A 25684-nucleotide genomic window follows, 5' to 3' on the forward strand; every position below is an offset into this window, starting at 1 on the left:
ACGGGGGGAGATTCAACGCGCCATCATAGAACGCCCGCTCTGCGCCGCCCTACCGAAATCTGTTCCCCCGTAGCGCTGAAACCCGCGAGCTACAAGTTCCCTGAATGTCAATTGATGACGGGCATGTCGGGTATCGACAGAGAGAAATGGTCCAGCGCCGCCCTCATCGATACAGTCATCTCAAGTCAAATCACATGAGTCGAGGTTGGAAATGTCCCGCGCCATCAAATTTCATCGCTTCGGCAAAGCCGATGTGCTCAGTTGCGAGGAGCAGCCTGACCGTTTGCCCGGTCCACAGGAAGTGCTGGTTCGTGCCCAGGCCATCGGCATCAGCTGGGACGACGTGTTGTGGCGGCAGAACCTCGGTCTGGACCAGGTCCAGTTGCCTGCGGGGCTGGGCAGCGAAATGGCCGGCATCGTCGAAGCCGTCGGCGCAGACGTCACCGATCTGAAGGTCGGTGACAAGGTCGCCAGCTTCAAGGCCATGAGCGCCAACCAGTATCCGGTGTGCGGCGACCACGTGCTGGTGCCGCGCAACGCGCTGACCCTTTACCCGGACGTGCTGACGCCGACCGAAGCCAGCGTTCACTACACGCCGATGTTGTTGGCTTACTTCGCCATTGTCGACCTGGCCAAGGCCAAACCCGGCCAGACCGTGCTGGTGACCGATGCGGCCTACAGCCCCGGTATCGCCTTCGTACAACTGGGCAAGGCGCTGGGTCTGCACGTCATCGCCTCGACTCAGTACGCCGAAGACCGCGAATACCTGCTGGCCAACGGTGCCGAACGGGTGATCGTGACCGAAGAAGACGATATCTGCCTGCGCATCAACGCCGTGACCAAAGGTCAGGGGATCGAAGCGGTATTCGACGGGATGGGCGGCATGCAGATGTCGATGCTCGGTGACGTCCTCGCGCCACGCGGCAGCCTGGTGCTGTACGGCCTGCGCGGTGGCAACAAGACGCCGTTCCCGGCCCTGCAGGCGTTCAGAAAGAACATGCGCTTCTTCGTGCATTGCCTGGAGAACTTCACCGGCAAACCGGAACTGGGCATCGAGCAGGACGGACCGGCCATGAAACGCGCACTGGCGGCCATCAACGAGCTGACCGAACAGGGTCTGCTCAAGCCGGACATCCATCGCACCTGGCCGTTCGAGCAGTTCGGCAAGGCCCACAACCATCTGGACGACGAGCCTGTGCGTGGCCGCGTGGTACTGATGGTACGTTGAAGCACCGTGTCACGGGTCAACCGCAACACGGTGCGCGCGACGCGCCCGGGCCGTTGATTTGCAGCAAACCTGGCGTTTACGGAAGTTCGATGTAAACGCCTGCGCAGTTCGCTTCCTCCCCCTCAAGCCTCAAGCCTCAAGCCTCAAGCCTCAAGCCTCAAGCGAACAGTTTGCGGGCTTTTCCCTTGCCTTGCGTTATCGGGTGATCAGGCCTTGGCGGGCAATGCGCGTCAGATGACCGATCACGTTTTCAGCCGTGCCCGGCGTTGGGGAATGGATGACCGCGAGATCGAATTGATCGTTGCCGAAACGTTCGAGGGAATCACCCGCATCGATGAATTGAATGAGAAACGCGTGGGGGCCGTTCGATCGACGCGGCCAGCCGTCCAGATAACGCAGCAGCGTCGGCTGATGGGCACCGCCCAGAAGGATTTTCGGATTGCGACGGGTGAACTGGCTGGCGATGGGCGCCAGACGAACGAGTGGGCGCGGGTTGGAAGTGCTGCTCATGGTGTGGTCTCCGCCTCAAAATTCCGCCGGGCAGGTGAGAGGCGACACCGAACCAGCGCTTTAGCGGTATTTCGGTGTCATGTTCAACGACACCCGGCGCCCCGCAAGTAGCTGTTTAAATCGGCGCATGGGGCGGGATCCTAAATAAACCGCGCGGGCGTTGTCAATTCGGCCAGTAAGGTGAACGCAAATCTGTAGGAGCCGGCTTGCTGGCGAACACGGTGAGTCAACAGCATCAATGTCGACTGACACTCACGGTTCGCCAGCAAGCCGGCTCCTACGGAAAATGCGCAAGGACCATCGAGATTCAAGCCTTTGATCAGCCAGATCCCACGCAAAAAAAATCCGCGACCCAAGGGTCGCGGATTTTTCAGGGATCGCAGATTTCGATTTATTTCCCGGCAATCGCCCGATCCAGCGAGAGGCGACCGGCGCCTTCGAACAGCACGGCGATCGCTGCACCCAGCAGAGCCAGGCCGAACTCGTAGCCGTTGTTGGCCATGAACAGACCGTTGTGGATGTGTACCGAGAGAATCGCCACCACCAGCATGACGATCAGCACCACCGCGGCTGGGCGAACCAGCAGGCCGAGGAACAGTGCCAGGCCACCAAAGAACTCTGCACTGCCGGACAGCAGCGCCATCAGGTAACCCGGGTTCAGACCCAGGCTGGCCATGTATTGACCGGTGCCTTCCAGGCCGTAACCACCGAACATGCCGAACAGTTTCTGGCTGCCGTGAGCCATGAAGATGATGCCGACGAGGATACGCAGGACAGCGATACCGTAACCGGCGTTGGTGTTGAAGATCGATTTGATTTGAGCATTCATGGCGTTTAATTCCATTTGTTTGGTAAGGAGTGGCGCCATGATAATCGGATTAATCAATATGAAAATCGCAAAATTCCCATACCAACCATCGAATTAATCGATCAGTCCCTTGAAGCCACTTTCCGTGGTGAAGGACTTTCCAGCGAACTGCGCTCCTGGTCGTACGCCAGATAGTATTTGTTCACACTGTTAACGTAGCTCACCACGTTCATCCCCACCTGCTCCATCGCCACACGCTCGACCTGGAAGAACCACTGATTGGGGTTCAGCCCCTGCCGGCGTGCTTCGGTGCGCATGGCCTGCACCCGCTCCGGGCCCAGATTGTAGGCGGCCAGAGTGAAGGCCATGCGCTCGCGCTCGTTGATCTTCGGGCTGGCGAAGAACTTGCGGCGGATCATCGCCAGATACTTGCTCGCCGCCTGCACGTTACCGTCAACATCGTGAATGTTGCCGACGCCAACCCGCTGGGCTGCCGACGGGGTGATCTGCAGCAGCCCGGTGGCGCCACTACCGCCCTTCGCGCCCGGATTGAGCTGGGATTCCTTGAACGCCAGTGCCGCCAGATCGAGCCAGTCCATCTTCTGCGCATCGGCGTGGCGTTGCAGGGTCGGGCGCAGTTTTTCCAGACGCTGACGATCCTCACGGGCCAGCGGATAGTGAACGCGATACAGGTCTTTGTAGGCCTTCTGGAACGCCACGTCCTGATTGGCCGGCGGCTCGTAGGTCTGCAGGAAACGGTCGACGCTGGAGTGCAGCATCACCGCGTCCTTGCGCACGAACCAGTTCATGTTGCCCGGATCGCTCAAGGCCAGCGAACGGTCTACGCGCAGCTTGGGCATCACCCGCGCCCAGCGCTCGGCAATCGGCTGTTCGACCACGGTCAAGTGATAGATCCCGGCCTGCACCATCTCCAGCACGTCCTCCACCGCCAGACTCGGATCGACCCATTCGATCTTCACCGGCGGCAGCTTGCGCATCGCCAGTTTCTGATTGAGCTGCAGAATGGCTTCGTCGGCCGCGCTGCCGTTGGTCAGCATCAACGTGCGGCCCGACAACTGCTCGGCGTGCTTGTAGCTGCGCTCGCCGCGCACGCCGACCACCACCAGCGGCACGTGGCTGACCACAGGCTCCGTGGCGTCGACATACTGCGCGGCGCTGGCGTCGAGCAGTTCGCCCGGCGCCACCAGGTCGCCTTCGCCACGTTGCAGCGCGGCCAGCAGTTGGTCCTTGGCCTTGGGAATCAGCTTGAGGGAGACTTTTTGACCATCGCGGGCATGGCCGTTGAGGTATTTTTCGAAGGCCTGCAGGCGACGATATTCAACGCCAATGGGCTCGCCCTGCACTTCACCGGAGCTGTTGCGGCTCTGATTGACCAGCACGCGCAGCACCTTGCTGCTGCGGATGGCGGCGAGGTCGCGTACCTGGGTTTTCTTGATCACCACCGGCGGCCCGGCGGGGCGTGCCGTGGCATGGGTGGGCACCAGCAACAGGCACAGCAACGAGATCAGCGAGGCTCGGATCATTGAGGCTCCGGGAAAATGCCGAAAAAACGGACTTGAAGTCTGTGTCGGGCAGTCACTCGACGCTGCAGTCAATGCCAGCTGGCGACAACACAGGGATCTAATAATTCTTAAGCAGTTGAGACTGCTTGATTTTTTATCGCTTCAATCGCTCTGGTATTCTTCTCGGCCTCCGGCCTGAGGTGCACCATGCAGCTAATCGACATCGGCGTCAACCTGACCAACCCCAGCTTCGCTTCCAAGGAACGCGAGGTGCTCGACCGTGCTTATCAAGCCGGCGTGGCCCAATTGATCCTCACCGGCACGGACGTCGAAAGCAGCGAACAGGCCTTGCAGATGTGTCGCCAACTGGACGAAAGCGGCCAGCGATTGTTCAGCACCGCCGGGGTTCACCCCCATTCGGCGAGCGCTTGGACAGTGCAGACCGAGAAAGAGTTGCAGGCCCTGCTGAAAGAAAAATCGGTGTGCGCCGTCGGGGAATGCGGCCTGGATTTCAACCGCGATTTTTCGCCGCGCCCGCAACAGGAAAAAGTCCTGGAGGCCCATCTGGCCCTGGCCGTGGCCCTGCAATTGCCGGTGTTCCTGCATGAGCGCGAAGCCGACGAACGCCTGCTGGCGATCCTGCGTGATTACCGCGATCACCTGCCAGCGGCCGTGGTGCACTGTTTCACCGGGGAAAAGCGCGCGCTGTTCAACTACCTCGACCTGGACCTGCACATCGGCATCACCGGCTGGATCTGCGACGAACGCCGTGGCACCCATTTGCATCCGCTGGTGCGCGAAATCCCCCGTGGCCGGTTGATGCTGGAAAGCGACGCGCCCTACCTGCTGCCCCGCAGCCTGCGGCCAAAACCGAAAAACGGCCGTAACGAACCGGCCTACCTGCCAGAAGTGCTGCGCGAAGTGGCATTGCATCGCGGTGAAACCGCAGCGGATGTCGCCGCGCACACCACGGCCTGCGCCCGGGCGTTTTTCGGCCTGCCGGAGCTGGCGGGTTAGTTCCCCACAGAAGTCCGGCGCCGTACCGATAGACATCCGACACCACGAGCCCTGTGGGAGGGAGCTCTGCTCGCGAATGCGCTGTGTCATTCCCCGCAACTGCAACGGAAATGACGCCACCGCGAGCAGAGTTCTCTCCCACAGGGCGGTGTAATGCTGGAAAACGGTTTGTCCCGCCTTGCCTCTCATTGATGCAGATCAATGCTCATGTCATCTGCAATGCACACACTACTGGCACCTTGCCTTATCCCGTGCATCCACAGAAGAGCTTTCTCATGAGCCGCTGGCTGAGCAACATCTCCCTGAAGTACAAATTCTGGGCGGTCAACGCCGTCGCCTTTCTCACCACCTTGCTGCTGGTGCTGTACGCCGTGCAGCTGGAGCAGCAGTCCCGCGCCGATGACGCGCGCCAATTCGCCGAAGCCCGGACGCAACTGCTCGCAGCATGGCCGGCGAGCCAACCGCTGCCTTCGTCAACGCAGCAACTGGCGGCCGGCCTCGGTCAGGCGCCCAGCTTCACCCAGGTGCTGACCGAGCATTTCAGCCATTACGCCGTCGCCGTGTTCGTGCTGATGCTGGCGATGCTCGGCGCCTCGCAACTGCTGATCCGCTTTCTGCTGACCCACCTCAACACCCTGAAAGACGTGATGCTCCACGTCGAACGCAGCGGCGATCTGTCTGCCCGCGTGCCGCTGGCCGGTGACGACGAGGTCGGGCAGATGGCCAAGGCGTTCAACGCCATGCAGGCCGGCTATCAACGCATTGTCGGCACCGTGGCACAGTCGGCGGCGCGGCTCGATCAGGGCGCGATACAACTGGCCTCGGGCATGAGCGACGTGCGCGAAGGCATGCTCGGCCAGCAGAGCGAGACCGATCAGGTCGCCACGGCGATCAATGAAATGACCGCGACCGTCTACCACATCGCCCAGCACGCCAGCGCCACGCGGGATCAGTCGCAGAGCGCTGATGCCCTGGCCGGTAGCGGCAAGGAAGTGGTGGACCGGGTGCAGACCTCGATTGCCGGGCTGTCCAGCGGCGTGCAACAGACCGCCGGGATGATTCAGCGTCTGGCCGAAGACAGCCAGAAGATCAACGGCGTGGTCGGGGTGATTCACAGCATCGCCGAACAGACCAATCTGCTGGCGCTCAACGCCGCTATCGAAGCGGCCCGCGCCGGCGAAATGGGCCGGGGCTTCGCGGTGGTGGCCGATGAAGTGCGCAACTTGGCCAAACGGGTGCAGACCTCCACCGACGAAATCACCCGCATGGTCACCGACCTGCAGGCCGGCACCCGCGATGCGGTGGACTTCATGCAGGAAAGCTCTTACAAGGCCGACGACTGCGTGCAGCACGCCCGTGAGGCCGGTGATGCCCTGGCGGCGATCACCGAAGCCGTGGCGCAGATGCGTGAAAGCAACACGCAGATCGCCGTGGCCGCACAGCAACAAAGCCAGGTCGCCGAAGAAATGAACCGCGCAGTGGTCAGCATCCGCGACGTCACCGAACGCACCGTGCGTCAGACCGTGGACTCGGCCGGCACCAGCGATGAGCTGGCGACACTGGCCGGCGAGCTGAACAGCGCGATCGGGCAGTTGAAATTGCGCGCAGCCGACACCGCCAATTAGCCGCGCAGATACCCTGTGGGAGGGAGCCCTGCTCGCGAAAGCGTCCGTCCAGAAGAAACGCAATCAACCGGGCGATGGCATTCGCGAGCAGGGCTCCCTCCCACGGCCTGCGGCCAGAATCAAAGGCCTTGAGCCCGGCCGGCTGTCCTGTGTAGGCCAGGTGGTTTCAGGAATGCCGCCGTTATAACGAAATCGTCCCGTACACATCCGACCGATTGTTTTCAACCATCCAGCCTATCGTTCCGATAGCAAACCTCGATTCGCCCTTCCCCGGCGCCGCGCCTATCCTGAATTCATCGAAAACAGTTCTTATTCAGGCGTTACGGAGGTACGCAATCATGCCTAAATTCATTACTGATCTGCACTTGGGTGACTTTTTCAGCGCAGCCAGCAAATCCGGCCTGTCGTCGGGGCTGGTGCTCTCGTCCCTGGCTTTTCCGCTGTCAATCGTTTCGGGTCTGCTGCTGCTCGACGGTGCACTGAGCGCCAGCATCACTTCGGCCGGTATCGGCGTGCTCGGTCTGATCGCGGCTCAGGCCATCAAAACCCGAGGCAAATAAGGTCTCGGGCAGGGTCGTCGCGTTACCGCTTGATCGTCACCCGCTTCAGCCAAACACCGTCACCGTCTGCCGGCTGATTGCCAGCAACTCCCCCTTCGGCGTCCACAACGCTGCCGCTGCATGGCCGTAGCCATCCCGCGCATGCTCGATCACCGCCCGATATTGCGTCCAGTCTCGCGTCGTCAACACTGGCATCGGCTGCACGAACTCGATGGTCCAGGTCAACGAACTGCCCGCCGCCGGTTTGTTCAAGTGCGGCAATACGGCCGGTGGCCAAGTGTCGACCAAGGCCAGCAAATGCGCTTCAGTGAGGACTTCCTCCTCTACATCACGCAGCCGCGCGTAACCGCCAATGGCCGGCGACGGCGTGTTTGAATACGGCAGTCCGCCCAACGCCCAACGCATGTCGATAAAACGCAGGTATTCCGGCATCACCCCGGCAATGAACGGAAACACGGGGGCGTCGTCCACCGCTTTGAACGCTGGAGCAGGCTCGGCCTCGACGCTGATCATCGAATCGCGCGCCGCACCGAAACTGCCCTGCACCAGCGTCATCGTTTTGCCGTTCTGCACCGCCCTGCCCAATACCTGACTGACCGCCTTGCCCTCGCGCAGCACTTCCACCTCAAAGGCAATCGGCACATCGACGCTGGGAGGGCCGACAAAGGTGATCGCCAGCGAACGCACCGGTCGCCCCGCCGGAACCTGTGCCCGCATGGCTTCGAACTGCAGCGCCGCCATCAACCCGCCGAACACCGCGCGGCCCTGGGACCAGCCGGCAGGAATAGTCACCGATAGCGGGTTGTCACGCACGGCGTTGAGCAAGTCGGAAAAATTCATGGGCACTCCGGACACGGATGACAGACATGTCCGGATGTTAGCGAGGCGTCAGGCGCAGGACAGGGTTCATAACTGCCAATCCTGCGGCCTGATCAGGGTCAATGGGCGTGATGGCCGGCAAAGCAGGCCTGAAACAGCTGTTCCAGCGCCCTGTCGGACTTTTCCTCGGCTTGCAGGATGCCCAGTTCCCAGCCGGCAACGCAGTCGGCCAGATCCTGCTCCTGCTCGGCCTGGGCCAGCCACTGCAGATGGTCGTGCCAGTCACCCAGCGCGCTTTGTGCGGCCTTGAGCCGACGCTGCATGCCCTTGGGCTGATGACTGAGTTCCGGGTACGCCTCAGCGGCGTAGCGCACCCGCTTGATCAGCAGACGCAGGCGATGGCGGTCGTGGGCCGGGTCAGCCATGGCTTCGCGCAACGTCTTCCACTGCTTGTCCATGCGCTTGCCGATCCGCTGACGCAACCTTTTCAGCAAACCGTGGCGCTGCTGCGCCCGCAGGAACGACGGCAGTTGATCGAGCACGCCGAGCAGACGATTCAACTCGGCGGAAGTGGCCACCTTCGGACAGGCCGTGTCGAGAATGTTCGAACGCTTCAGCGCCGCCTGCTGCAACCCCTGCTCCTGCAGAAACGCCGCCAGCACCTGCATGTCGCGCAGCGGTGTGGTCAGGTCACCGACGCCCTTGGCTGCCTCTTCGACCTGATCCATCCCGGGCAGACCGCGCAGCGGCCGCAACACACTGCGCAGCCTGCGTACCGTGGTGCGCAGGTCGTGCAACGCCTCGCTGTCGGTGGACGCCGCCAACCGCGCATGGCAGGCCAGCAACTTGACATTGAGACTTAGAATTTCGGCGATCAAGTGATCGACCATGACAGACATGAAGCACTCCTCGATTAACCATCAACGCTGCTTTTCCCGCGCCGCAGACAATCGCCAGGGCAAGCTGCGGCGCAAATGTTTCAACTGTCGGCGCAAAGCCCCTGTTGCCCCTGTAGAGCCGGCCATGCCGCCATAGCGCTGCGCTTCGAATTCGCGGGCAAACGCCTCGATCGCTTCCGCATGCAACGGAAATTGCTGAGCCGCACGGCGGGCGAACGCCTGGGCGCCCTCACCTGGCTGACGTCTGAGACCGTGACGAACCAGCAAGCGTTCAAAGGCGCTGAACAGACGCAGCTGCGAGTCGCTTTCGCGGCGCCAGGGCTTGAACAGCCACAGCGCCAGCAGGCCGAGGATCACCAGCGCGCCACCGGCGAACACCGGCGCCTGGAACCCGGAGAACCAGCGTCCCAGCACCTGCAATTGCTGTTGCCCCTGATAGCCGAGCACCCAGCGCTGCCAGCCGTAATTGAGGTTGTCCCAGCTCAGGCGGATCGAATTGAGCCAGGCCAGATGCCGATAGCGCAGCGCCGACATCGGCGAATCGCCGAGAAAGTCCTCGTCGGCGGCCAGGGCCTGTTCCAGCCCCTGCTCGATTCGCGCCGGGGCCACGGCGGCGGTCGGGTCGACACTGCGCCAGCCGACGCCGGCCTGCCAGTATTCGACCCAGGCATGGGCATCGAACTGACGCACACTGATGTAGTTACCGTCCGGGTTCAGTTCGCCACCCTGATAACCGGCCACCACCCGTGCCGGAATCCCCGCAGCGCGCAGGACAAACGTCATGGCTCCGGCATAGTGGGCGCAGAAACCGGCACGGCTGCCGAACAGGAAATCGTCGATGCTGTTGGGCCCCAGCGCGGGCGGCTTGAGAGTGTAGTGAAACGGCTGCTCGCTGAAATACGAGAGCATCGCGTCGACCATGAGATCCGGCTTCGGATAGCGGCGTTTCAGGTCCGCCGCCCAATCCCGTGCTTCCGGGTTGACCTTGTTCGGCAGTTGCAGGTTCTGCAGACGGGCACCGTCGCTGAGCACGGTCTCGCGCACCGCGTCGGGCCAGGAGGTGACGCTGTACAGCATCGATTGCTCGATGGGTCGTCGCCGCTGCCAGCGGAAGTCGCTCATCTGCCGAGCGCCTTCCTGATCGGCCTGGCCGACATCCAGGGTCATCAACCAGGGTTTGCCGGTGGGCTCCATGACCACGGTGTAACTGACCTTGTCACCGTCGCGGCGCCAGTCGGGCGCATCCGGCACTTGCGCGCGCGACGACTGCGACCAGCGTCGGCCATCGAACTGCTCAAGGGTCAGGCCGCGCCAGTACTGCTGATTGCGTGGCGGAACCGGCCCGTCGAAACTGGCGCGGAACACCAGCGCCGCCGACTTGCTCAATTCGGCGATGTCCCCCGGTGCCATGCTGTCGGACAGCCCGGTGAGCGCCTTGTTGCTCGGCTGCGGCAACGACCACAACGGATCCAGGCGAGGGAAGAACAGAAACAACAGCAACATCAGCGGCACGGCCTGCAACAGCAGCTTGGCTGCCAGCCACAAGGTGCCGGACGGTTTGCCGGCCAGACTGGACTGCTGCAGGCCGATCAGCGCCGCCAGCAGCGTCGCCACCGGCAACAGGGTGAACACGCCCCACAGCAGCGCATCCTCGAACAGATAGCCGACCGCGACACAGAAGAAGCCGAGGAAGATCAGCACCAGCGCATCGCGCCGGGTCTGCATTTCCAGCATCTTCAGGATGAACGCGGCAATCAGCAGCGCCGCCCCGGCATCCAGCCCGACCAGACTGCCCCGGGCCAGAAAGATGCCGCCCGCCGTGCCCACCAGCAGACCCGATTTGACCCAGGTGCCGGGAATGCGCACGCGCATGCGGAAAATCTGGATGCGCCAGAATGTGCAGACCAGCCATAGCACGACCAGCGACGCCGGAATATGCAGGGCGAACGGCACCATCACCAGTGCCTGGGCGATCAGCAGCCAGTTCAGGCTGACCCGTGGAATCGGTTGCGCGAGGCTGGCGGACGTCATGACAACCCCGCGCTCATGCCCGCACGCCGTACAGCGCCAGCTGGCGCAGACAGGCCTCGCGATGGGCGTCGCCACTGTCCACCGCCGAGAGGAAACCCGGCAGACGCAGGGCGAACGGTTGCTGGCGCTGCGACAATTCCAGGACCCAGTAGCACAGCCGCGACAGGCGCTCTTCGATATCGCCGCCCAGCGCCATGAAATCCAGACACAGATCATGGCCACTGAGGTCGGTGAATTCCTTGACCATCAGGCCCTGCCCGCGCGACCAGGCCTTCCAGTGCATGCGTTGCATCGAGTCGCCCGGTTGCCACAGGCGCAACCCTTGATAATCATCGACGCCGCGCCCGCGTGTGGCCTGACCATCGTCTTCGGTGTGCGGTTGCGCGCCTTGCAGCAACGGCAGGCTGCCGGGGATCGGTCGCGGGTAGATCAGCACGGTCTGCTCCAGATCCAGCCAGCTCCAGGCGCGGAAAATCCCCAGCGGAAACACGCTTTCGACCCGCAGACGCGGCGCCCGCAGCCAGCCGCGATTGACCGCCGGCAGGGTCAAGGCGACTTCCACCAGACGTTCGGGGTCAACGTCTGTCTGCTCCAGTTGTTCGCTGTCCCAGCCCAGGGCAATAGCCTGATGGCCGGCGCCGGCGCTTTCCAGACGCAGACGCAGTTGCACCGGCTCGCCGACGAACACCGAACGAGCGGTGCCGGCACTGAGGGTCAGGCCGCTGAAATTGCGGTAGGTGTGCAGAATGGCCAGGATGCCCACCGACAGCATGAGAAAGGTCAGGCCATAAGCGAGGCTGTTCTGGTAGTTGATCGACACCAGCAACAGCAAAAACAGCACGAGCGCATAGGTACCTCCGACCCGGGTCGGCAGGATGAAGATTCGGCGGTGATCCAGCTCGATCCGCGAAGCCGGGGGAATACGACGTCCCACCCAGCGCTGCCAGACCGGCTTGAACTGTTCGATCAAAGCACCGGCACCTCGCGCAGCAACCATTGAACCAACGCCCCGCCGCCATGCCCGGTCGGATCGGTGCGCTCACGCAGCCGATGGCCGATCACCGCCGGCAGGATCGCCTGAACGTCTTCCGGAATCACATAATCGCGCCCGATCAGCAACGCCCAGGCCCGCGCCGCCGAGAGAATCGCCAGGCTTGCCCGCGGCGACAGGCCATAGGCGAACTGTGGCTGACTGCGGGTGGCATCCACCAGCCGCAGCACATAATCCACCAACGCATCGCTGGCCCGCACCCGCCGGGCCTCTGCCTGCAACGCGGCCAGTTCGGCGTGATCGATGATGGGTTCGATGTTGGGCAGCATTTCCCGCCGCGACGTCCCCAGCAGCAAGGCCTTTTCCGCCGCGCGCGCCGGGTAGCCCAGCGACAGGCGCATCAGAAAGCGGTCCAGTTGCGACTCAGGCAAGGCAAAGGTGCCACCCTGGCTGAACGGGTTCTGCGTGGCGATGACAAAGAATGGATCGGGCAGCAACCGGGTTGCGCCTTCGATGGTGACCTGTCCTTCTTCCATGGCTTCGAGCAGCGCGCTCTGGCTTTTCGGCGTGGCGCGGTTGATCTCGTCGGCCAACACCAGTTCGGCGAAGATCGGCCCCGGATGGAAGGTGAATTGCCCGGTATCGCGGTTGAACACCGACGTGCCGAGGATATCGCCCGGCAGCAGGTCGGAGGTGAATTGAATCCGCTGAAAGCTCAGGCCCAGCACGCGTGCCAGGGTGTGACTCAGCGTGGTCTTGCCCATGCCGGGCAAGTCTTCGATCAACAAATGGCCGCCCGCCAGCAGACACGTCATGGCCAGCCGGACCTGGGGCTCCTTGCCCAGCACCACTTCATTGATCGCGTTTAGACAAGCATCCAGTTTTCTGCCCATTGGAAAGCCTCCCCAGGCGACTGCGCGTGGCAACAAGGACTGCACAAGATGCCAAAAGTGCTGTCACTTTAAAGTCAGCGTAGGCCTTTTCGCCAGAGCGGATGGGCAATTGAGGAGGATTTATTGCGCTGAGCCGCCGCACGACCGGAAGGGGAAAGAATCTGCGGGGTTAAAACATTGTGGGAGCGAATTCATTCGCGATGCGTAGGTCAAGGCAACCGATCTGTGTTGCCTGCACCGGCCATCGCGAATGAATTCGCTCCCACAATGCACGCGCTCGCGAGCTTAACGCCCGGCGCGGGACTCACGAATGTAGAAACGCGCCTTCTCGGCCTTCTCCGAGCAGCCCTCGAAGGCTTCGAATTGTTGCTGGGTCTTGGCACCGGTCAGCAACGACAGGGCCTTGGAATAACTGACCGTTCCGGCAAAGCCTTCGGCCTTGGCCAGATCCAGTTCATGCCAGGCGGCATCCAGCTGCGTGGCACAGGTGTCACGATAGGCAGTTTTGCCAGCGCAGCCGGTCAGAACGAGGGCCAGCACGGGCAGGCAGATCCAGGCTTTCATCGGGTGTTACCTCAACAATGGAATCGACAATGCCGCTTTGACGATGCAGCGATGTAAAAGTGCCATAGCGGAGGTGACGGCGCATCTGTTGTTCTGATGAATCTTTTGCAGCGCCGCAAAACCCGTAGCAGTCCGGCTTGCAGCCGGGCTTTTGATTCTGGCCGAAGGCCGTGGGAGGGAGCCCTGCTCGCGAAGGCGTTATCTCAGACACCACTGCAGCGCCTGATCTATCGCTTTCGCGAGCAGGGCTCCCTCCCACAGTTCAGCATCGGCCCTAAATCAACCCACACTCACCTGCGGCGGATACTCCGCCATGAACTGCCCGATCACATCGGCGAAGTCATGATCCGCCGTAAAGCCCAGCGCCCTGGCATAACCGGCGGTGAACGAACCCGGCCAGCTGCCGACGATGCGTTCGATGGCCGGATTGCGCTCCAGACGAACCCGCGCCACCACGGCGTCCCCGGCCGTACGGCGCAAGGCATCGAGCATCTGCTCCACGGTGATCGACAATCCCGGCATGTTGATCACCCGCCCCTGACTCAAACGCTCGCCAGGCAGTTCGTGCCCGTGAATCAGATTGGCGATGGCCTGTGCCGGCGACATCAGCCACAAACGTGTGTCCAGCGGCACCGGGCAGACACTGTCCTGACCATTGAGCGGCTCGCGGATGATGCCGCTGGCAAAGCTCGACGCCGCCATGTTCGGCTTGCCGGGACGGACCACGATGGTCGGCATGCGCAGACTGCGACCGTCAACGAAACCGCGCCGGCTGTAATCGGCCAGCAACAGATCGTTCATGGCTTTCTGTGTGCCGTAGGAGCTTTGCGGCGCCCACACCTGATCGTCCTCCACCTGCGCTGGCAGTTGCCCACCGAACACCGCCACCGAACTGGTCATCACCCATTTCGGGCAGGTCCCCAGGCTGCGGATCCGCTCCAGCAGGTTGTGCGTGGCGCTGAAGTTGATGCGCATGCCCAGGTCGAAATCCTGCTCGGCCTGGCTGGACACCACCGCCGCCAGATGGAAGACGCTGTCGGTGTCTGCGTCGACCAGCGTTTCCAGCATGCGCGGGTCGGCGATGTCGCCGCAGACCACCTGCACCCGAGGATCGTCGATGCCGGCCAGCGGCACCACGTCGAAGGCCACAATGCGGCTGATGCGTTGTGTCGCGCCCTGCCGATCCGTCAACGAGCCACGCTGAAGAAGGGCTTCGATCAGGCGACGGCCGAGAAAGCCGGCCGCACCGGTCACGAGAATGTTCATGAATTGCTCCTGATGCTCAGCGATTAACGAGTTTTGCGGGGATGCGGAATACCAGTGCCGCACCCAGAAACAGCGCACTGGCCATGACATACATGCCGATGGTGGTGCTGTGGGTCATGTCCTTGAGAAAGCCCATCAGATACGGCGAGACAAAACCGGCGAGGTTGCCGCAGGAGTTGATCAGAGCAATCCCCGCCGCCGCGGCCGTGCCACCAAGAAACGCTGTCGGCAGCGGCCAGAACAGCGGCAGCGTGCTCAGCGCGCCCATGGCGCCGAGGGTCAGGCCGATCATCGAGACGGTGAAGTTGTCGCTCCAGGTGGCCGAGATGATCAGACCGATGCCACCGACGATGGCGGTCAGCGCCAGGTGCCAGCGACGTTCACGCAGACGGTCGGCGTTGCGCGACACCAGCAGCATGGTCGCCACCGCTGCGCCATACGGAATGGCCGTCAGCAGACCGATCTGCAACACATCGGTCACACCGGCCTGGCGCACCAGGGTCGGCAGCCAGAAACCTACCGTGTAAAAGCCGGCGATCAGGCAGAAATAAATGCCCGTGAGCAGCCACATGCGCGGCTGGCGGAACACCTCTTTCACGCTGTGGGCGACATGCCCCTGGGTTTCGGCGTCGATGCGCGATTGCAGCAGTGCCTTCTCGTCCTTGCTCAGCCAACCGGCGTGGGAAATGCGGTCGCTGAGGCAGAAGATCACCAGAATACCGATGGCAATCGACGGCAGACCTTCGATGAAAAACAGCCACTGCCAGCCGGCGAAACCGTGTGCGCCATCGAACGCGGCCATCAGCCAGCCCGACAGCGGCGCACCGATCAGCCCCGACAGCGGCACGGCGGTGGCGAACAGCGCGAACATCTTTCCGCGACGGTGGGTCGGGAACCAGTACGACAGGTACAGGATCACGCCCGGATAGAAACCGGCCTCGGCCAGACCCAGCAGAAAACGCATGATGTAGAACGACATCGGCGTGGTCACGAAAGCCATCAGCGAGGAAATCACGCCCCAGCTGATCATGATCCGGGCAATCCACAAGCGCGCGCCGACCCGGTGCAGGATCAGGTTGCTGGGGATTTCCACCAGAAAGTACGCGATGAAGAAGATCCCGGCGCCCAGGCCATAGACCGCTTCGGAGAAATGCAGGTCATCGGACATTTGCAGCTTGGCAAAGCCGACGTTGACCCGGTCCAGATAGGCCACCAGATAACACAGCAGCAACAGCGGCAGGATCCGCCACGCTGCCTTGCGGTAAGCCGCGTCTTCCGACGCATCGACAGCCGTGCCGATAGCGCCTTGAGTCAGTGATTCACTCATCTCTTTCCCATCCTGTTGTTTTTGTAGTGGGGTGATGTGGTGCGGGTAAAACGCTGCGCGAAAGAATAAGTAACATAATACGTCATACGAATTCAACAACGTGTGCGACGGGACGCTGGCCGCAAAATGCAGTAACGTTCGCTCATTTGAAACACGAGATTTCCATGAGCCCCACCGAGCCATCGGCGCTGCCGAAAACAGCGGCCACCCTCAAAGACGCGTCCAAAGGCACCCTGGCCGACCAGGTCACGGCGGCCCTCAAGGCCCACATCGCCAGCGGCGAAGCCCTGCCCGGCTCGCGCCTGCCGACCGAGCCGGTGTTGTCGGAGCGTTACGGGGTCAGCCGCACGGTGATCCGTGAAGCCATCTCGCGCCTGAAATCGGCAGGTCTGGTGGAAGTGCGCCAGGGCAGCGGCACGGTGGTCTGTGAAGGCGCGCACATCAAGGCGTTCACCATCGACGAAGACGTCTGTGGCTCGATCGACGCGGTGTTGCGGGTGACCGAACTGCGCCGCGGCATCGAAGGCGAAGCAGCCGCCCTCGCCGCGCAACGGCACACGCCGCAGCAACTGCAAGCCATCGAACGCGCCCTGAAAGCCATCGACAAGGCGGAAGAACAAGGCCGCGACGGTGTCGAAGAAGACCTCGCGTTCCACCTCTCGGTGTCCCACGCCACCGGCAACGCACTCTACCCGTCACTGCACGAATTCATCGCGCAATTCGTCAAGGAAGCCATCCGCATCACCCGCTCCAACGAAGAACGCCGCCGCGACATGGCCAAGGACGTGCGCGTCGAACACTTCGCCATCTACACCGCCATCGCCGCCCGCGACCCCGACGCCGCCCGCCACGCCGCCCTCACCCACATCCACAACGCCGTCGAACGCCTGAAAAACGCCGACCCGGCGTTCTGGCACAGCCCGGGCAGCCGCCCGGCATGACGAGAAGCCCGTCTGCAAAATCGCCATCTGCGCAGCAGCACCGTCACGTGCACTTCTGGCCGAAGGCCGTGGGAGCGGGCTTGCCCGCGAATGCGTACATCCGGTCGATACCTCGCTGCCTGACCTGACGCCTTCGCGAGCAGGGCTCCCTCCCACAAAGTGATGCGGTGTCGGGTGATATTCGTCATGACGCCAACCCCGTAGCGGCCTGACTTGCCAGCGTCAGCGACGCCAAATCTGTGGAAACGTGGCTTGCCCGCGAAGCGTCAGCCCAGACAACCCCGTGCCGGCTGACCCATCGTCTTCGCGGGCAAGCCCGCTCCCACAGGCTCAACGCTGCTACAGCAGCACCGTCACGTGCGCTTCTGGCCGAAGGCCGTGGGAGCGGGCTTGCCCGCGAATGGGCCCTCACACGAACTGAGGTGCCAGACAGGGCAACACCTACCACTCGTCGCAATTGTTTAAATAAGAATGAGTTACGAATTGGTTTTCACAAAATCTTCACGGCCATCTCGGCAGTCTGACCACTACTCCTTTTGATCCTCCTTTAAGCCCGCCGCCCCAGCGGGCTTTTTTCTGGGCGGGGATTGATCAGCTCAGGTCGTTATCCCCTCGCCTTCCCCGGCTGTTACCTAGTATGTTTCAGCAAGCAATCCGCCATGTCGTAGCCGCGGTCTTGCCTCACACCTGAAGCTCATACGACCGGGAAGCTCCCTATGAAAAAAAGAATCGCGCTGGTGTTGGGTTCTGGAGGTGCCAGGGGGTATGCGCACATCGGGGTGATCGAAGAGCTGGAGCGGCGTGGTTACGACATCGCCTGCGTCGCCGGTTGTTCGATGGGCGCGGTGATCGGCGGGATCTATGCGGCGGGCAAGTTGCCGGAGTATCGGGCCTGGATCGAGAGCCTGGATTATCTGGATGTGCTGCGTCTGGTCGACGTGAGCTTTCGACTGGGGGCGATTCGCGGGGAAAAGGTGTTCGGACAGATTCGCGAAATTGTCGGCGAAGTGAACATCGAGGATTTGCGCATCCCTTACACCGCCGTGGCCACCGACCTGACCAACCAGCAGGAAATCTGGTTTCAGGAAGGCAACCTGCACGCGGCCATGCGTGCTTCGGCAGCGATTCCCAGTCTGTTCACGCCGGTGGTCCAAGGCAATCGCACGCTGGTGGACGGCGGCCTGCTCAATCCGCTGCCGATCGTGCCGGTGGTGTCCAGCCACTGCGATCTGATCGTCGCGGTCAACCTCAACTCCACCAACCACAAGCATTACCAGTTGCCGGTGATCGAGCGGCCGCCGGCGGTGAAAAAGCGTTTCGACAGCCTGATCAGCTCCATCGGTTCACACCTGCCCTTCCGACGCAAACTGGAAGTGGCCGGCACCGATGTCCTGCGCCTGGAACAGGACAGCCTGAAAGCCACGGCCGCCACCCTGCCCGATCCCTGGCTGGGTGAAGACAGCGAGTCGGCGGACCCGCAAGGTCAGCAGGCGGCTGCAGCCCCCACTGAACCTGGCGCGCCGAAGTCCGCCAGCGGCGCGGTGATCGTCGACAACGTGGGGCCGGCCTCGCTGCTGGATCTGATCAACCAGAGTTTCGAGGTAATGCAGACGTCACTGGCGCAGTACAAGATCGCCGGCTATCCACCGGACATTTTGATCAACGTGCCAAAGAAGGTCTGCCGCTTTTTCGAGTTCTACAAGGCGCCGGAGTTGATCGCGCTGGGGCGGGAAATAGCGCGGGACACATTGGACAGGTATGAGCGGGAGCACTGAAAATCCCGCCGGTCACACCCTGCTCTTCTGCCTGCGTCAGGCTTCATCAGTACAAGAACCGTCCTGCGGCACCAGACGAATGTCCACACGCCGGTTCGCCGTGCGCCCCGCCTCATTGAGATCACTGGCAACCGGCTGTCCGGCACCCAGCCCCTGAACGGCAAAACAGCTGTCAGGAAAATCCCCCATGCTCTGTATCCACGTTTTTACCGCCGATGCACGATCAAATGAGAGCTGGAGATTCCTGGTGGTGTCACCGGTTCCATCGGCATGCCCCGAGATGACAATCAGCCAGCCTGACCGAGCCTTGATGTCCACCAAAGCATCGATCAGCATCCTGGTCGAATCAGCCCGGAGTTGCGCACTGCCTGCATCGAACAATGACAGGCTGCTCAACTGCACGGGCGCTGGCGGCACAGCTTCACTTCTGCTTTCGGCAAACCAGTGCCACGTCAGCAAACCCATCGATACGAGCACCAGCGCCATCGCCGACACCACCCATCCGGGGAGCCGTCTTTTACGCGCGACGGCAGGCAGTACCGGCACCACAGGGATCAACTCGGGGAGCCGTCGTATTGTCGGCTGCCTGTCCGCCAGTAAGACAGGGCGGGTAATCAACACACGTTCCGGTTCGACCCGTGCAAGCATCTGCGCAACCTGCCGACACAACGCATCCAGCGCAAGCGGTGCGGTGTCGGCTTGAGACAGCAGTAGTCGATTCAGATGGTCCAGTCCTGCATGCAGCTCGACCAGCGCTTGTCCATCCACGGTGCCGATGTCCATGCGGCGCAACAACGGCGGCAAGTGATCGAACAACCAGTCCAGGAGGGCCAGACGGGCCGCAGGTTGCGGCGGCCACATCTGCGACCACTCACGCACCAGCGATTCGACCAGCGCCAGGCCCCTCACCAGGCCGGGCAAGCCTGTCCGCTGTCCGCAGGCCAACGCATAACAGACAGCAGTCTGCAGCTCTGCACCGTTCACGCGAAACAACGCCAGACACAACACCTCGACCTGCGCCCAATCCACATCGGGACATGCGGGATGATTCATTTTGCCAAGCTCGGCACGCAGCGCCGAGAACTCACTGAACTCACCGGGATCGCCACCCAGTTGAATGGGCATTTCAAACAGCACGGTCATTACACACACCTCGAACCAGACATTTACAGCGCGTACTGTTGCTTCAGATGGCGCACCAGCACTTTCCCTTCCGGGCCCAGTGTGGTGCCGAACGTCACGCGGTCGCCGCCCTTGAGCCGAACATCCAGGGCGTATTCCAGATGCCCCGGCAACGTCTGTGGCAGCAGCGACACCTGCACCGCCAGCAAACGCGGCTCGAACTTGAGCAAGGTTTCGGTGATGGTCTCCATCAACCCGTGTGCCGTGGCGGGCAGGCCCTGCAGAATCAGCCCCATGTCCGGCAAGCCGTAATCCGGCAGATGGCTGAGCGTACCGGCTCGACTGCCGAGAATGCGTCGGATGTTGTCGAGCACTGACAGCACTTGCTGTTGATCTTCATCCACCAGGTGCAGGTCCAGCTCACCATGGAAGTTCTGCAGCAGCATTTCGTAGAGCGACGGGTTCGACTCGGTCATTGATCACTCCTTCGCCAACGGACGAAGCACAAGACGGTCATCGCCCAGTTCAATGATGCGCGCCTGATCGGGGTCGAGGTCGTCGCGCTTGAGCGTCAGGCGCCAGCTGTTGCGTTGCAGATCCGGGGTGCGCAGCAGTGCGACCACGGTGATAAATTTCGTTTCCGGATTGAGCGGCACGTTCAACTGCGCGCCCTCCCCCGGTTTTATGAGCACCGCTTGTTTGTCCAGCAACTCAGCGCCGAGCAAGTCTTCATCATCGTCGAGCAACCGATCGTAATTTCCCAGTTGGATCGATCGGTTGTCAGTGGTTTGATAAATCCGCAGCAGGGTCGGTACGGATAACGCACTCATGTACATAGCATCGGTGTTGAGTGCAGCGCGACCGCTGAAGTCCAGCCGCAGGTCCTTCACTTGTTTGTAGAAAATGGCCCGGGTGGTGGACGAGGTGGAATCGGCCACTGACTGGAACAGGCCACACCCCGTCAACGCCGCTGCCATGGCTACGGTGATCAATGCATTACTAACGGTATTCGGCATGCTGAGCCTCTCCCACTGTCGGGTTGATTTGCAGGCCCGGATAACGGCCCAGATTGATGGTGATGGTGTGCTCGTCCTGAGCCGGTTCATTCGCTGCGCCCAGCCCCAGAACACCCGTCTGCCCCAGCCAGAGCGGTGCCTTGCCCAGCAACGGCGTCGGCAGGCTGCTGACCGGTAGCGACAGTTGCAGCTTGGCCGTGCAGCGCCAGCCCAGATAAACGCGCAACAGCACGAGCAGATCGGTATGCAGCTGACCACCGGGTAGCCAGCCGCGCGCTTCATTCGGGTCCAGCGTGAACAGGCTCAGCAAGAGCTGGCTGTTGGCGTCGTAACCGACACTGCCCAGCGGAGTGCCCTGAGACAGGCTGACCGGGTGAGCCGCCGACAGGCCCGCGGGCTGCTGCAGTGGAATCGCCTTGGGCCAATGCGCCGTCACCTGCGTGCGGGTAGCGGGTGCCAGCAACGTCACCAGCGCGGTAATCCCTTCGGCATTTCGCGTCGGCAGACGCATGACACTGAGCAACGCCAGAAAGCGCGAGACGGGTGTCGCGATCTGTTTTGCAGTCCCCGGAATACCCAGGCCGATCAGCCCCAACAGGCATTGCGATGTCGCATCGCTGCCCCCTGCCTCGAACGTGGCCGGGTATGAGTACTTGCGCCAGACCCGGTAAAACTGGGTGAAGATCCGATGGTTGAAAATGTCGAGAAATGCCTCCAGCGCTTCGTGCCCCTCCCGGCGCTGGGTGATGTCATCGAGGAAGGTCGTCGGCATCGGCGAATCCACGCCATACAACCCCAGCAAACGGGTGCGCACCGTGGCGGGTCGCGCCGGATTCGACTCATCGGTCTCAATGGCTTTCAGCTCGGCAGCAGGAAAACCCATACCGGGATCCGGGCGAAACCGCACCGGATCGTTGTCAGGTCGCTCGGTACTGCCCAATGCCGGCAGGCCGGGTCGGGACTGCTCCAGCAACTGGCAGAAACGGTAAACGTTGGCCTCGGCCACCCGGTCTTTCAGCAGGTCCAGCAACTCCACGGCACTCATCCGGGAATCCGCTGGCTGTGGTTCTCGTTCCATCGCAGGCGTTTCCCGGTCGGTTGCAAAATCAGGGTGAGTTGGTTGAACAGGTGAATATCGGCGTACAGCGCGAAAAAGCGGCTGAGCATTTCCCCGAACAGCTGAATGTCGCCTTCACCGGCAAAACCGTTGGCATCCAGAGTGACTTCGATGTCCACGCCGCGCAGCAGAAAGCCTTTTTCGAAACGCTGAATCAGGAAGTGTTTGACATCGACAATCGCCGCCAGCCGGCGCCGGTTCATTTCGCTGCCCGTCCAGTCGTACAACGCCAGGGTGCCGCGCAGCACTTCGGCATTGTCGAGCATCGGCAGGAAGTTCGAGCCCAGGTGGCTGAGCACTCGCCAGTGAAAGCGGTCACGGTTGGGCGGGTAGCACGGCAGCGTCGGGGCGGTCAGGTTGCGTATCCGCAGGTTGGTCACCGTTGAACTGGCTGCGGTGTCGATCACCGTGCTTTGCAACGCTTTGCGCGGCAGTTGCCCGTGGGTGCCGGTCAACCGTAGCGACAGGCATTCCTGCCTGTTCAGCCGGTCATCATCGAAGCCCTCCCCGCCCAGAATCAGCCAGGTGTCGTGCAGGCCATTCGCACCGCGCTTGAGGCGGGTATGGAAATAACGCTCCGGCGCTTCGTCACGGAGCATGCCGCCCTTGTGGCGGAAACTGCTGAAGGGCACGTAGTCGTGGGCCACCGCGTTTTTCGACGCGCAGACGTTGTCCACCGAATAGATTTCGATATGACCGTCCTGCAAGCGCATGGGCCGCAGCAGATAATCGGTCTGCAATGGCTGCAACGTCAGCGGGTCGCTTTCCAGGGTAAACAGATTGATCACCGGCACCGCGTGCAGACGCAGATGGTCGGCACTGAGCTGAAACTGCTGCGGCCAGGGCTCATCCAGTACCACCTCAAGCTCAAACCACGGCACCTCCGGCGGCAGCACCAGTTGCTCCAGGCCGCACAACGTCACGAACATGAACTTCTCGCGGAAGATGAAATACTCCAGCAACAACTGATAGCCGCTGAACGCGCTGTCGCCCTTGGGCCACAGGCGGTCATACTCGGCAAAGCCCTTGGCGGAAAAATACGCATCCAGCGCGCGGCGATCCTGCTGACCGGGCAAGCGCACATACAGAGTCCGCGCGTGCACCGCCAATGCCTGATGCAGCGCACTGGCCAAGGGTGGCGAGGCGTTCAGGTACAGCGGCAGACGACTGAGATCGGTCTGGCTCCAGTCAGACAGGCCGCCGCAGTCAAAACGCAGACGCAGCAGCGAACGCCCGTCCGGCTCGTTGCCATGTTGCACCGACAGCAGACTCAGTGGCTGCAACACCAGATCCTGAGTGGTGGTGTAGTTGCAGCGGGTTTGCCGCGCACCGATGGGCTGCGTCAACACCTCGAATCCACGCGGGATGGTCTGGCTGCCCTTTATGCTTCCGGGAGCCGGCGTCAGCTCGATGATCGACAGTGACGGGATAGTGCGCAGGTAATGCGGCCACAGCAGGCTGACCAGCCCTTCGGTCAATTCGGGCAGATCGTCGTCGAGCTTTTCGCGCAGGCGCCCCATCAGAAAGGCAAACCCCTCGAACAGCCTTTCCACGTAGGGATCGTGAGCGCCGGGCTTGTCCATGTTCAGATACGCCGCGCGATCCGGAAATGCCTCCGCGAACTCCTTGCCGGCCTCACGCAGATAGCGCATCTCTGCGTCGAAGTATTCCAGGGTGAGATTGTCCATGCTCAATTGCAAAATTCCTGTTCAGTGAGGTTCAGCTGCAAAGCACTGCAGCGCGTACCGGATCAATGGCGACCAGCGCGGCGAGCAAGACGTCCATGCGTTGGCTGACGGCGGCTTTGTCGACGTCGTTGCGTTGCGCTTTCAGGCGCAGCAGCTTGAGCAGGCGAGCCTTCACCTCGAAGCTCAGCTCCGGTTCCCAGTTGGCAAGCGCCTGGTTTTGCGCGATGGCGTCGAGCTCACTGAGCAGATGAAGGGCCAGATCGCTCTTGCCGTATTGCTCGGCCACCCGCGCCATCAGCAGCCGCACCAGCCAGCGCTGACGGCCAGTCTGTTGGGCGTCCGGATGCGTGATCAGCCAGTTGAGCGCGTGCTCCACACCATGGCTGTCGGCCTGGGCCAGGGCTTCGTCTTCCAGTGCAAAAATCTGCGAGTCGCTGATGGCGATGGCGGCAGCAGGCACCGGCAGCCACTGTTGAGTGCGACCGCCACTGACATGCTGGGTGATCCACTCGCGCGTGGTCTCGTCGGCGAATGGCGTACCGTCGGCCCAACGCAATTCTTCGATCCCCGGAAAGCGCTCAAGCAAGATGCGCAAGTCGCTGGCTACGATGCTGGCCCAACTGTTCTGCGGCGCAGGCTGCTTGCTCAGGGCCTGATACAGGTACCACTGCAAATCGAACCAGAAGTGATTGACGCCTACCGCGAACATGACCTGCCCTTGATCCAGCAACTCGGTCCAGTTCTGTTGCACAAACAGGCGCTTGAGTTGAGCACGATGGTCGCTGCGGGGCGGGGCCAGGCGCGTGGTGCCATCCGTTTCCAGGGGCAGCGGCACATGCACAGTGTCCCAGCGCAGGCTTTTCATCAATCGGTGAGCGGCCAGCCAGCCATTGGGCTGATCACATAGATAACTGGCCAGCTTGCGCCCTGCTTCCAGCAGACCACTGCCGGACTTGATCGTCCCGTCCAGCCCCGGCACCGGTGGCGCACTCGGCTCGTGGCCGGCGCTGTGTTGCGGCACCAGTGCATTGACGCCACCGGACTGATTCATTCGGGCGGCAAGCGCCGAGTACAACGCCCCCAGCACGGGACGCTGAGTCTCCGGCCAACTCGCCAGCCCATGCTCCAGCCAGACCAATGCGGCCACCGTCTGCTCGGCCTCGCTTTTTACCACCTCAGGAAACAGCGCCAGGCTGTCCAGTACCTTGCCGCTGGTCAGCCATTCCAGTGCCATCTTGCGACTGTTGGGCCGAGTCGGCAGCAACGCGTCCGGGTAGCGTTCAAGCAGCGCGGCGAGCAGGCTCAAGCCATCGCCGAGCCCGGATTCACCGTCCTTGTGCAGACGCGCCCACAGGTAATAAGACGCCACACGCAGGTCCTTGCAGCGTTGCGTGAGCAGCTTCTCCGCCAGCGCGATCACACGTTCGGCATCGGCTCCGGAGAGCTTGTTGACCTCTTCGCGCATGGACTGAAAATCGTCGTCGTAGCCCGGGTCTTCACCCACCGGCGCATCGGCGCTGATCGGCTCCAGCCACGACACCCAACGCGCAGCCTGGGTACGTGCCATCGCCAGTCCATCACGATCGTCCAGACACTGGGCAATCAGGGTTTGCAGACTCATTGAATCACCTCGTTAAACGCCAACGGCCTCTTGCCTGAGCCCGTGAAAAACACCTGCCTGGGCATCCTGAAATTCCTCTGTTCCAACACACTCACCTGTCGATGCCCCGTAGGAGCGATCCTGTGGGAGCGGGCTTGCCCGCGAAGACGCCCGTGAAATCCCCACCGCCAGCAAGCCGGACTGCTACAGACAGGTTTGCGCAAATCCCTGTAGGAGCTGGCTTGCCCTGCGACCGGCGGGGCACCCGTCGTAAACCCACAGAACGCCGTTTGCCTGATACACCGCATCAGCCGGGTTTGCTGCCGCTTCGCGTCAGGTCGCAGGACAAGCCAGCTCCTACAGG

Annotated in this window: 23 protein-coding genes; 6 read left to right on the forward strand and 17 right to left on the reverse strand. The window is 62.1% G+C overall.

The window, feature by feature from the left end:
- Positions 1-211 precede the first annotated feature (211 nt).
- On the forward strand, positions 212-1228 hold the full coding sequence (locus ACIPL0_RS20665; protein WP_400598524.1) for a zinc-dependent alcohol dehydrogenase family protein: 1017 nt from the start codon (positions 212-214) through the stop codon (positions 1226-1228).
- A gap of 195 nt (positions 1229-1423) precedes the next feature.
- Here ACIPL0_RS20665 and ACIPL0_RS20670 read toward each other — a convergent pair whose 3' ends face one another.
- The 3 genes from ACIPL0_RS20670 to ACIPL0_RS20680 all read right to left on the reverse strand — a co-directional run bounded on the left by ACIPL0_RS20670 (position 1424) and on the right by ACIPL0_RS20680 (position 4090).
- The gene (locus ACIPL0_RS20670) at positions 1424-1738 is read right to left on the reverse strand and encodes a class I SAM-dependent methyltransferase (RefSeq protein ID WP_400598522.1); all 315 of its coding nucleotides are present in this window, start codon (positions 1736-1738) and stop codon (positions 1424-1426) included.
- 391 nt (positions 1739-2129) lie between these two features.
- On the reverse strand, positions 2130-2567 hold the full coding sequence (locus ACIPL0_RS20675; RefSeq protein ID WP_400598521.1) for a DoxX family protein: 438 nt from the start codon (positions 2565-2567) through the stop codon (positions 2130-2132).
- A 101-nt stretch (positions 2568-2668) separates the two neighbouring features.
- Positions 2669-4090, reverse strand: coding sequence for a transglycosylase SLT domain-containing protein (locus ACIPL0_RS20680; protein ID WP_400598519.1), 1422 nt, complete (start codon positions 4088-4090; stop codon positions 2669-2671).
- A 186-nt stretch (positions 4091-4276) separates the two neighbouring features.
- Between ACIPL0_RS20680 and ACIPL0_RS20685 the strand changes: the two genes are divergently transcribed.
- From ACIPL0_RS20685 to ACIPL0_RS20695, 3 genes are all read left to right on the forward strand, one after another.
- Positions 4277-5086 (forward strand): TatD family hydrolase, encoded by an 810-nt coding sequence (locus ACIPL0_RS20685; protein WP_400598517.1) that lies wholly within the window; start codon positions 4277-4279, stop codon positions 5084-5086.
- Positions 5087-5361: 275 nt separating this feature from the next.
- Positions 5362-6711 (forward strand): methyl-accepting chemotaxis protein, encoded by a 1350-nt coding sequence (locus ACIPL0_RS20690; protein ID WP_400598516.1) that lies wholly within the window; start codon positions 5362-5364, stop codon positions 6709-6711.
- Between the two features lie 338 nt (positions 6712-7049).
- The gene (locus ACIPL0_RS20695; RefSeq protein ID WP_400598514.1) at positions 7050-7271 is read left to right on the forward strand and encodes a hypothetical protein; all 222 of its coding nucleotides are present in this window, start codon (positions 7050-7052) and stop codon (positions 7269-7271) included.
- A 45-nt stretch (positions 7272-7316) separates the two neighbouring features.
- Here ACIPL0_RS20695 and ACIPL0_RS20700 read toward each other — a convergent pair whose 3' ends face one another.
- From ACIPL0_RS20700 to ACIPL0_RS20735, 8 genes are all read right to left on the reverse strand, one after another.
- On the reverse strand, positions 7317-8111 hold the full coding sequence (locus ACIPL0_RS20700) for an acyl-CoA thioesterase (RefSeq protein ID WP_400598512.1): 795 nt from the start codon (positions 8109-8111) through the stop codon (positions 7317-7319).
- Positions 8112-8209: 98 nt separating this feature from the next.
- Positions 8210-8989 carry a CHAD domain-containing protein gene (locus tag ACIPL0_RS20705; protein WP_400598510.1) on the reverse strand — a complete coding sequence of 260 codons (780 nt, stop codon included), beginning with the start codon at positions 8987-8989 and terminating at the stop codon, positions 8210-8212.
- Between the two features lie 21 nt (positions 8990-9010).
- Positions 9011-11020: a DUF3488 and DUF4129 domain-containing transglutaminase family protein gene (locus ACIPL0_RS20710; RefSeq protein ID WP_400598509.1), complete on the reverse strand. Its 2010-nt coding sequence runs from the start codon at positions 11018-11020 to the stop codon at positions 9011-9013.
- 13 nt (positions 11021-11033) lie between these two features.
- Positions 11034-12017, reverse strand: a complete 984-nt coding sequence (locus ACIPL0_RS20715) for a DUF58 domain-containing protein (RefSeq protein WP_400598507.1) — start codon at positions 12015-12017, stop codon at positions 11034-11036.
- Positions 11987-12904: an AAA family ATPase gene (locus ACIPL0_RS20720; protein ID WP_400598506.1), complete on the reverse strand. Its 918-nt coding sequence runs from the start codon at positions 12902-12904 to the stop codon at positions 11987-11989. Before ACIPL0_RS20720 ends, ACIPL0_RS20715 begins: the two co-directional genes overlap by 31 nt.
- A 285-nt stretch (positions 12905-13189) precedes the next feature.
- Positions 13190-13468 (reverse strand): hypothetical protein, encoded by a 279-nt coding sequence (locus ACIPL0_RS20725; protein WP_400598504.1) that lies wholly within the window; start codon positions 13466-13468, stop codon positions 13190-13192.
- 279 nt (positions 13469-13747) lie between these two features.
- Positions 13748-14734: a D-erythronate dehydrogenase gene (gene denD, locus ACIPL0_RS20730; RefSeq protein WP_400598502.1), complete on the reverse strand. Its 987-nt coding sequence runs from the start codon at positions 14732-14734 to the stop codon at positions 13748-13750.
- A 16-nt stretch (positions 14735-14750) separates the two neighbouring features.
- On the reverse strand, positions 14751-16061 hold the full coding sequence (locus tag ACIPL0_RS20735; RefSeq protein WP_400598500.1) for an MFS transporter: 1311 nt from the start codon (positions 16059-16061) through the stop codon (positions 14751-14753).
- A gap of 164 nt (positions 16062-16225) precedes the next feature.
- Here ACIPL0_RS20735 and ACIPL0_RS20740 point away from each other — a divergent pair, with 164 nt between their 5' ends.
- Both ACIPL0_RS20740 and ACIPL0_RS20745 read left to right on the forward strand, forming a co-directional pair.
- Positions 16226-17002: a FadR/GntR family transcriptional regulator gene (locus ACIPL0_RS20740; protein ID WP_400598498.1), complete on the forward strand. Its 777-nt coding sequence runs from the start codon at positions 16226-16228 to the stop codon at positions 17000-17002.
- Between the two features lie 716 nt (positions 17003-17718).
- Positions 17719-18777, forward strand: a complete 1059-nt coding sequence (locus ACIPL0_RS20745; protein ID WP_400598496.1) for a patatin-like phospholipase family protein — start codon at positions 17719-17721, stop codon at positions 18775-18777.
- Positions 18778-18813: 36 nt separating this feature from the next.
- Here the strand turns inward: ACIPL0_RS20745 and ACIPL0_RS20750 are convergent, their stop codons facing one another.
- Genes ACIPL0_RS20750 through tssA form a run of 6 tightly spaced genes read right to left on the reverse strand, consistent with a single transcriptional unit; the run spans position 18814 to position 25341 of the window.
- A complete protein-coding gene (locus ACIPL0_RS20750) occupies positions 18814-19920 on the reverse strand; it encodes an OmpA family protein (RefSeq protein WP_400598495.1) in 1107 nt (368 codons plus the stop codon).
- A 23-nt stretch (positions 19921-19943) separates the two neighbouring features.
- Entirely contained in the window at positions 19944-20375 is a 432-nt protein-coding gene (tssE, locus tag ACIPL0_RS20755; RefSeq protein ID WP_400598493.1) for a type VI secretion system baseplate subunit TssE, read from the reverse strand.
- A 3-nt stretch (positions 20376-20378) separates the two neighbouring features.
- The gene (gene tssJ, locus ACIPL0_RS20760) at positions 20379-20915 is read right to left on the reverse strand and encodes a type VI secretion system lipoprotein TssJ (RefSeq protein WP_400598492.1); all 537 of its coding nucleotides are present in this window, start codon (positions 20913-20915) and stop codon (positions 20379-20381) included.
- Positions 20899-21993 carry a type VI secretion system baseplate subunit TssG gene (gene tssG / locus ACIPL0_RS20765; RefSeq protein ID WP_400598490.1) on the reverse strand — a complete coding sequence of 365 codons (1095 nt, stop codon included), beginning with the start codon at positions 21991-21993 and terminating at the stop codon, positions 20899-20901. The genes tssJ and tssG overlap by 17 nt, the downstream gene beginning before the upstream one ends.
- Entirely contained in the window at positions 21957-23726 is a 1770-nt protein-coding gene (gene tssF, locus ACIPL0_RS20770) for a type VI secretion system baseplate subunit TssF (protein WP_400598488.1), read from the reverse strand. The genes tssG and tssF overlap by 37 nt, the downstream gene beginning before the upstream one ends.
- Before the next feature lie 25 nt (positions 23727-23751).
- A complete protein-coding gene (gene tssA, locus ACIPL0_RS20775) occupies positions 23752-25341 on the reverse strand; it encodes a type VI secretion system protein TssA (RefSeq protein WP_400598486.1) in 1590 nt (529 codons plus the stop codon).
- Between the last annotated feature and the right edge of the window lie 343 nt (positions 25342-25684).

It is taken from the genome of Pseudomonas sp. NPDC090208 (genome assembly GCF_044746785.1).
Taxonomy (GTDB): Bacteria; Pseudomonadota; Gammaproteobacteria; order Pseudomonadales; family Pseudomonadaceae; genus Aquipseudomonas.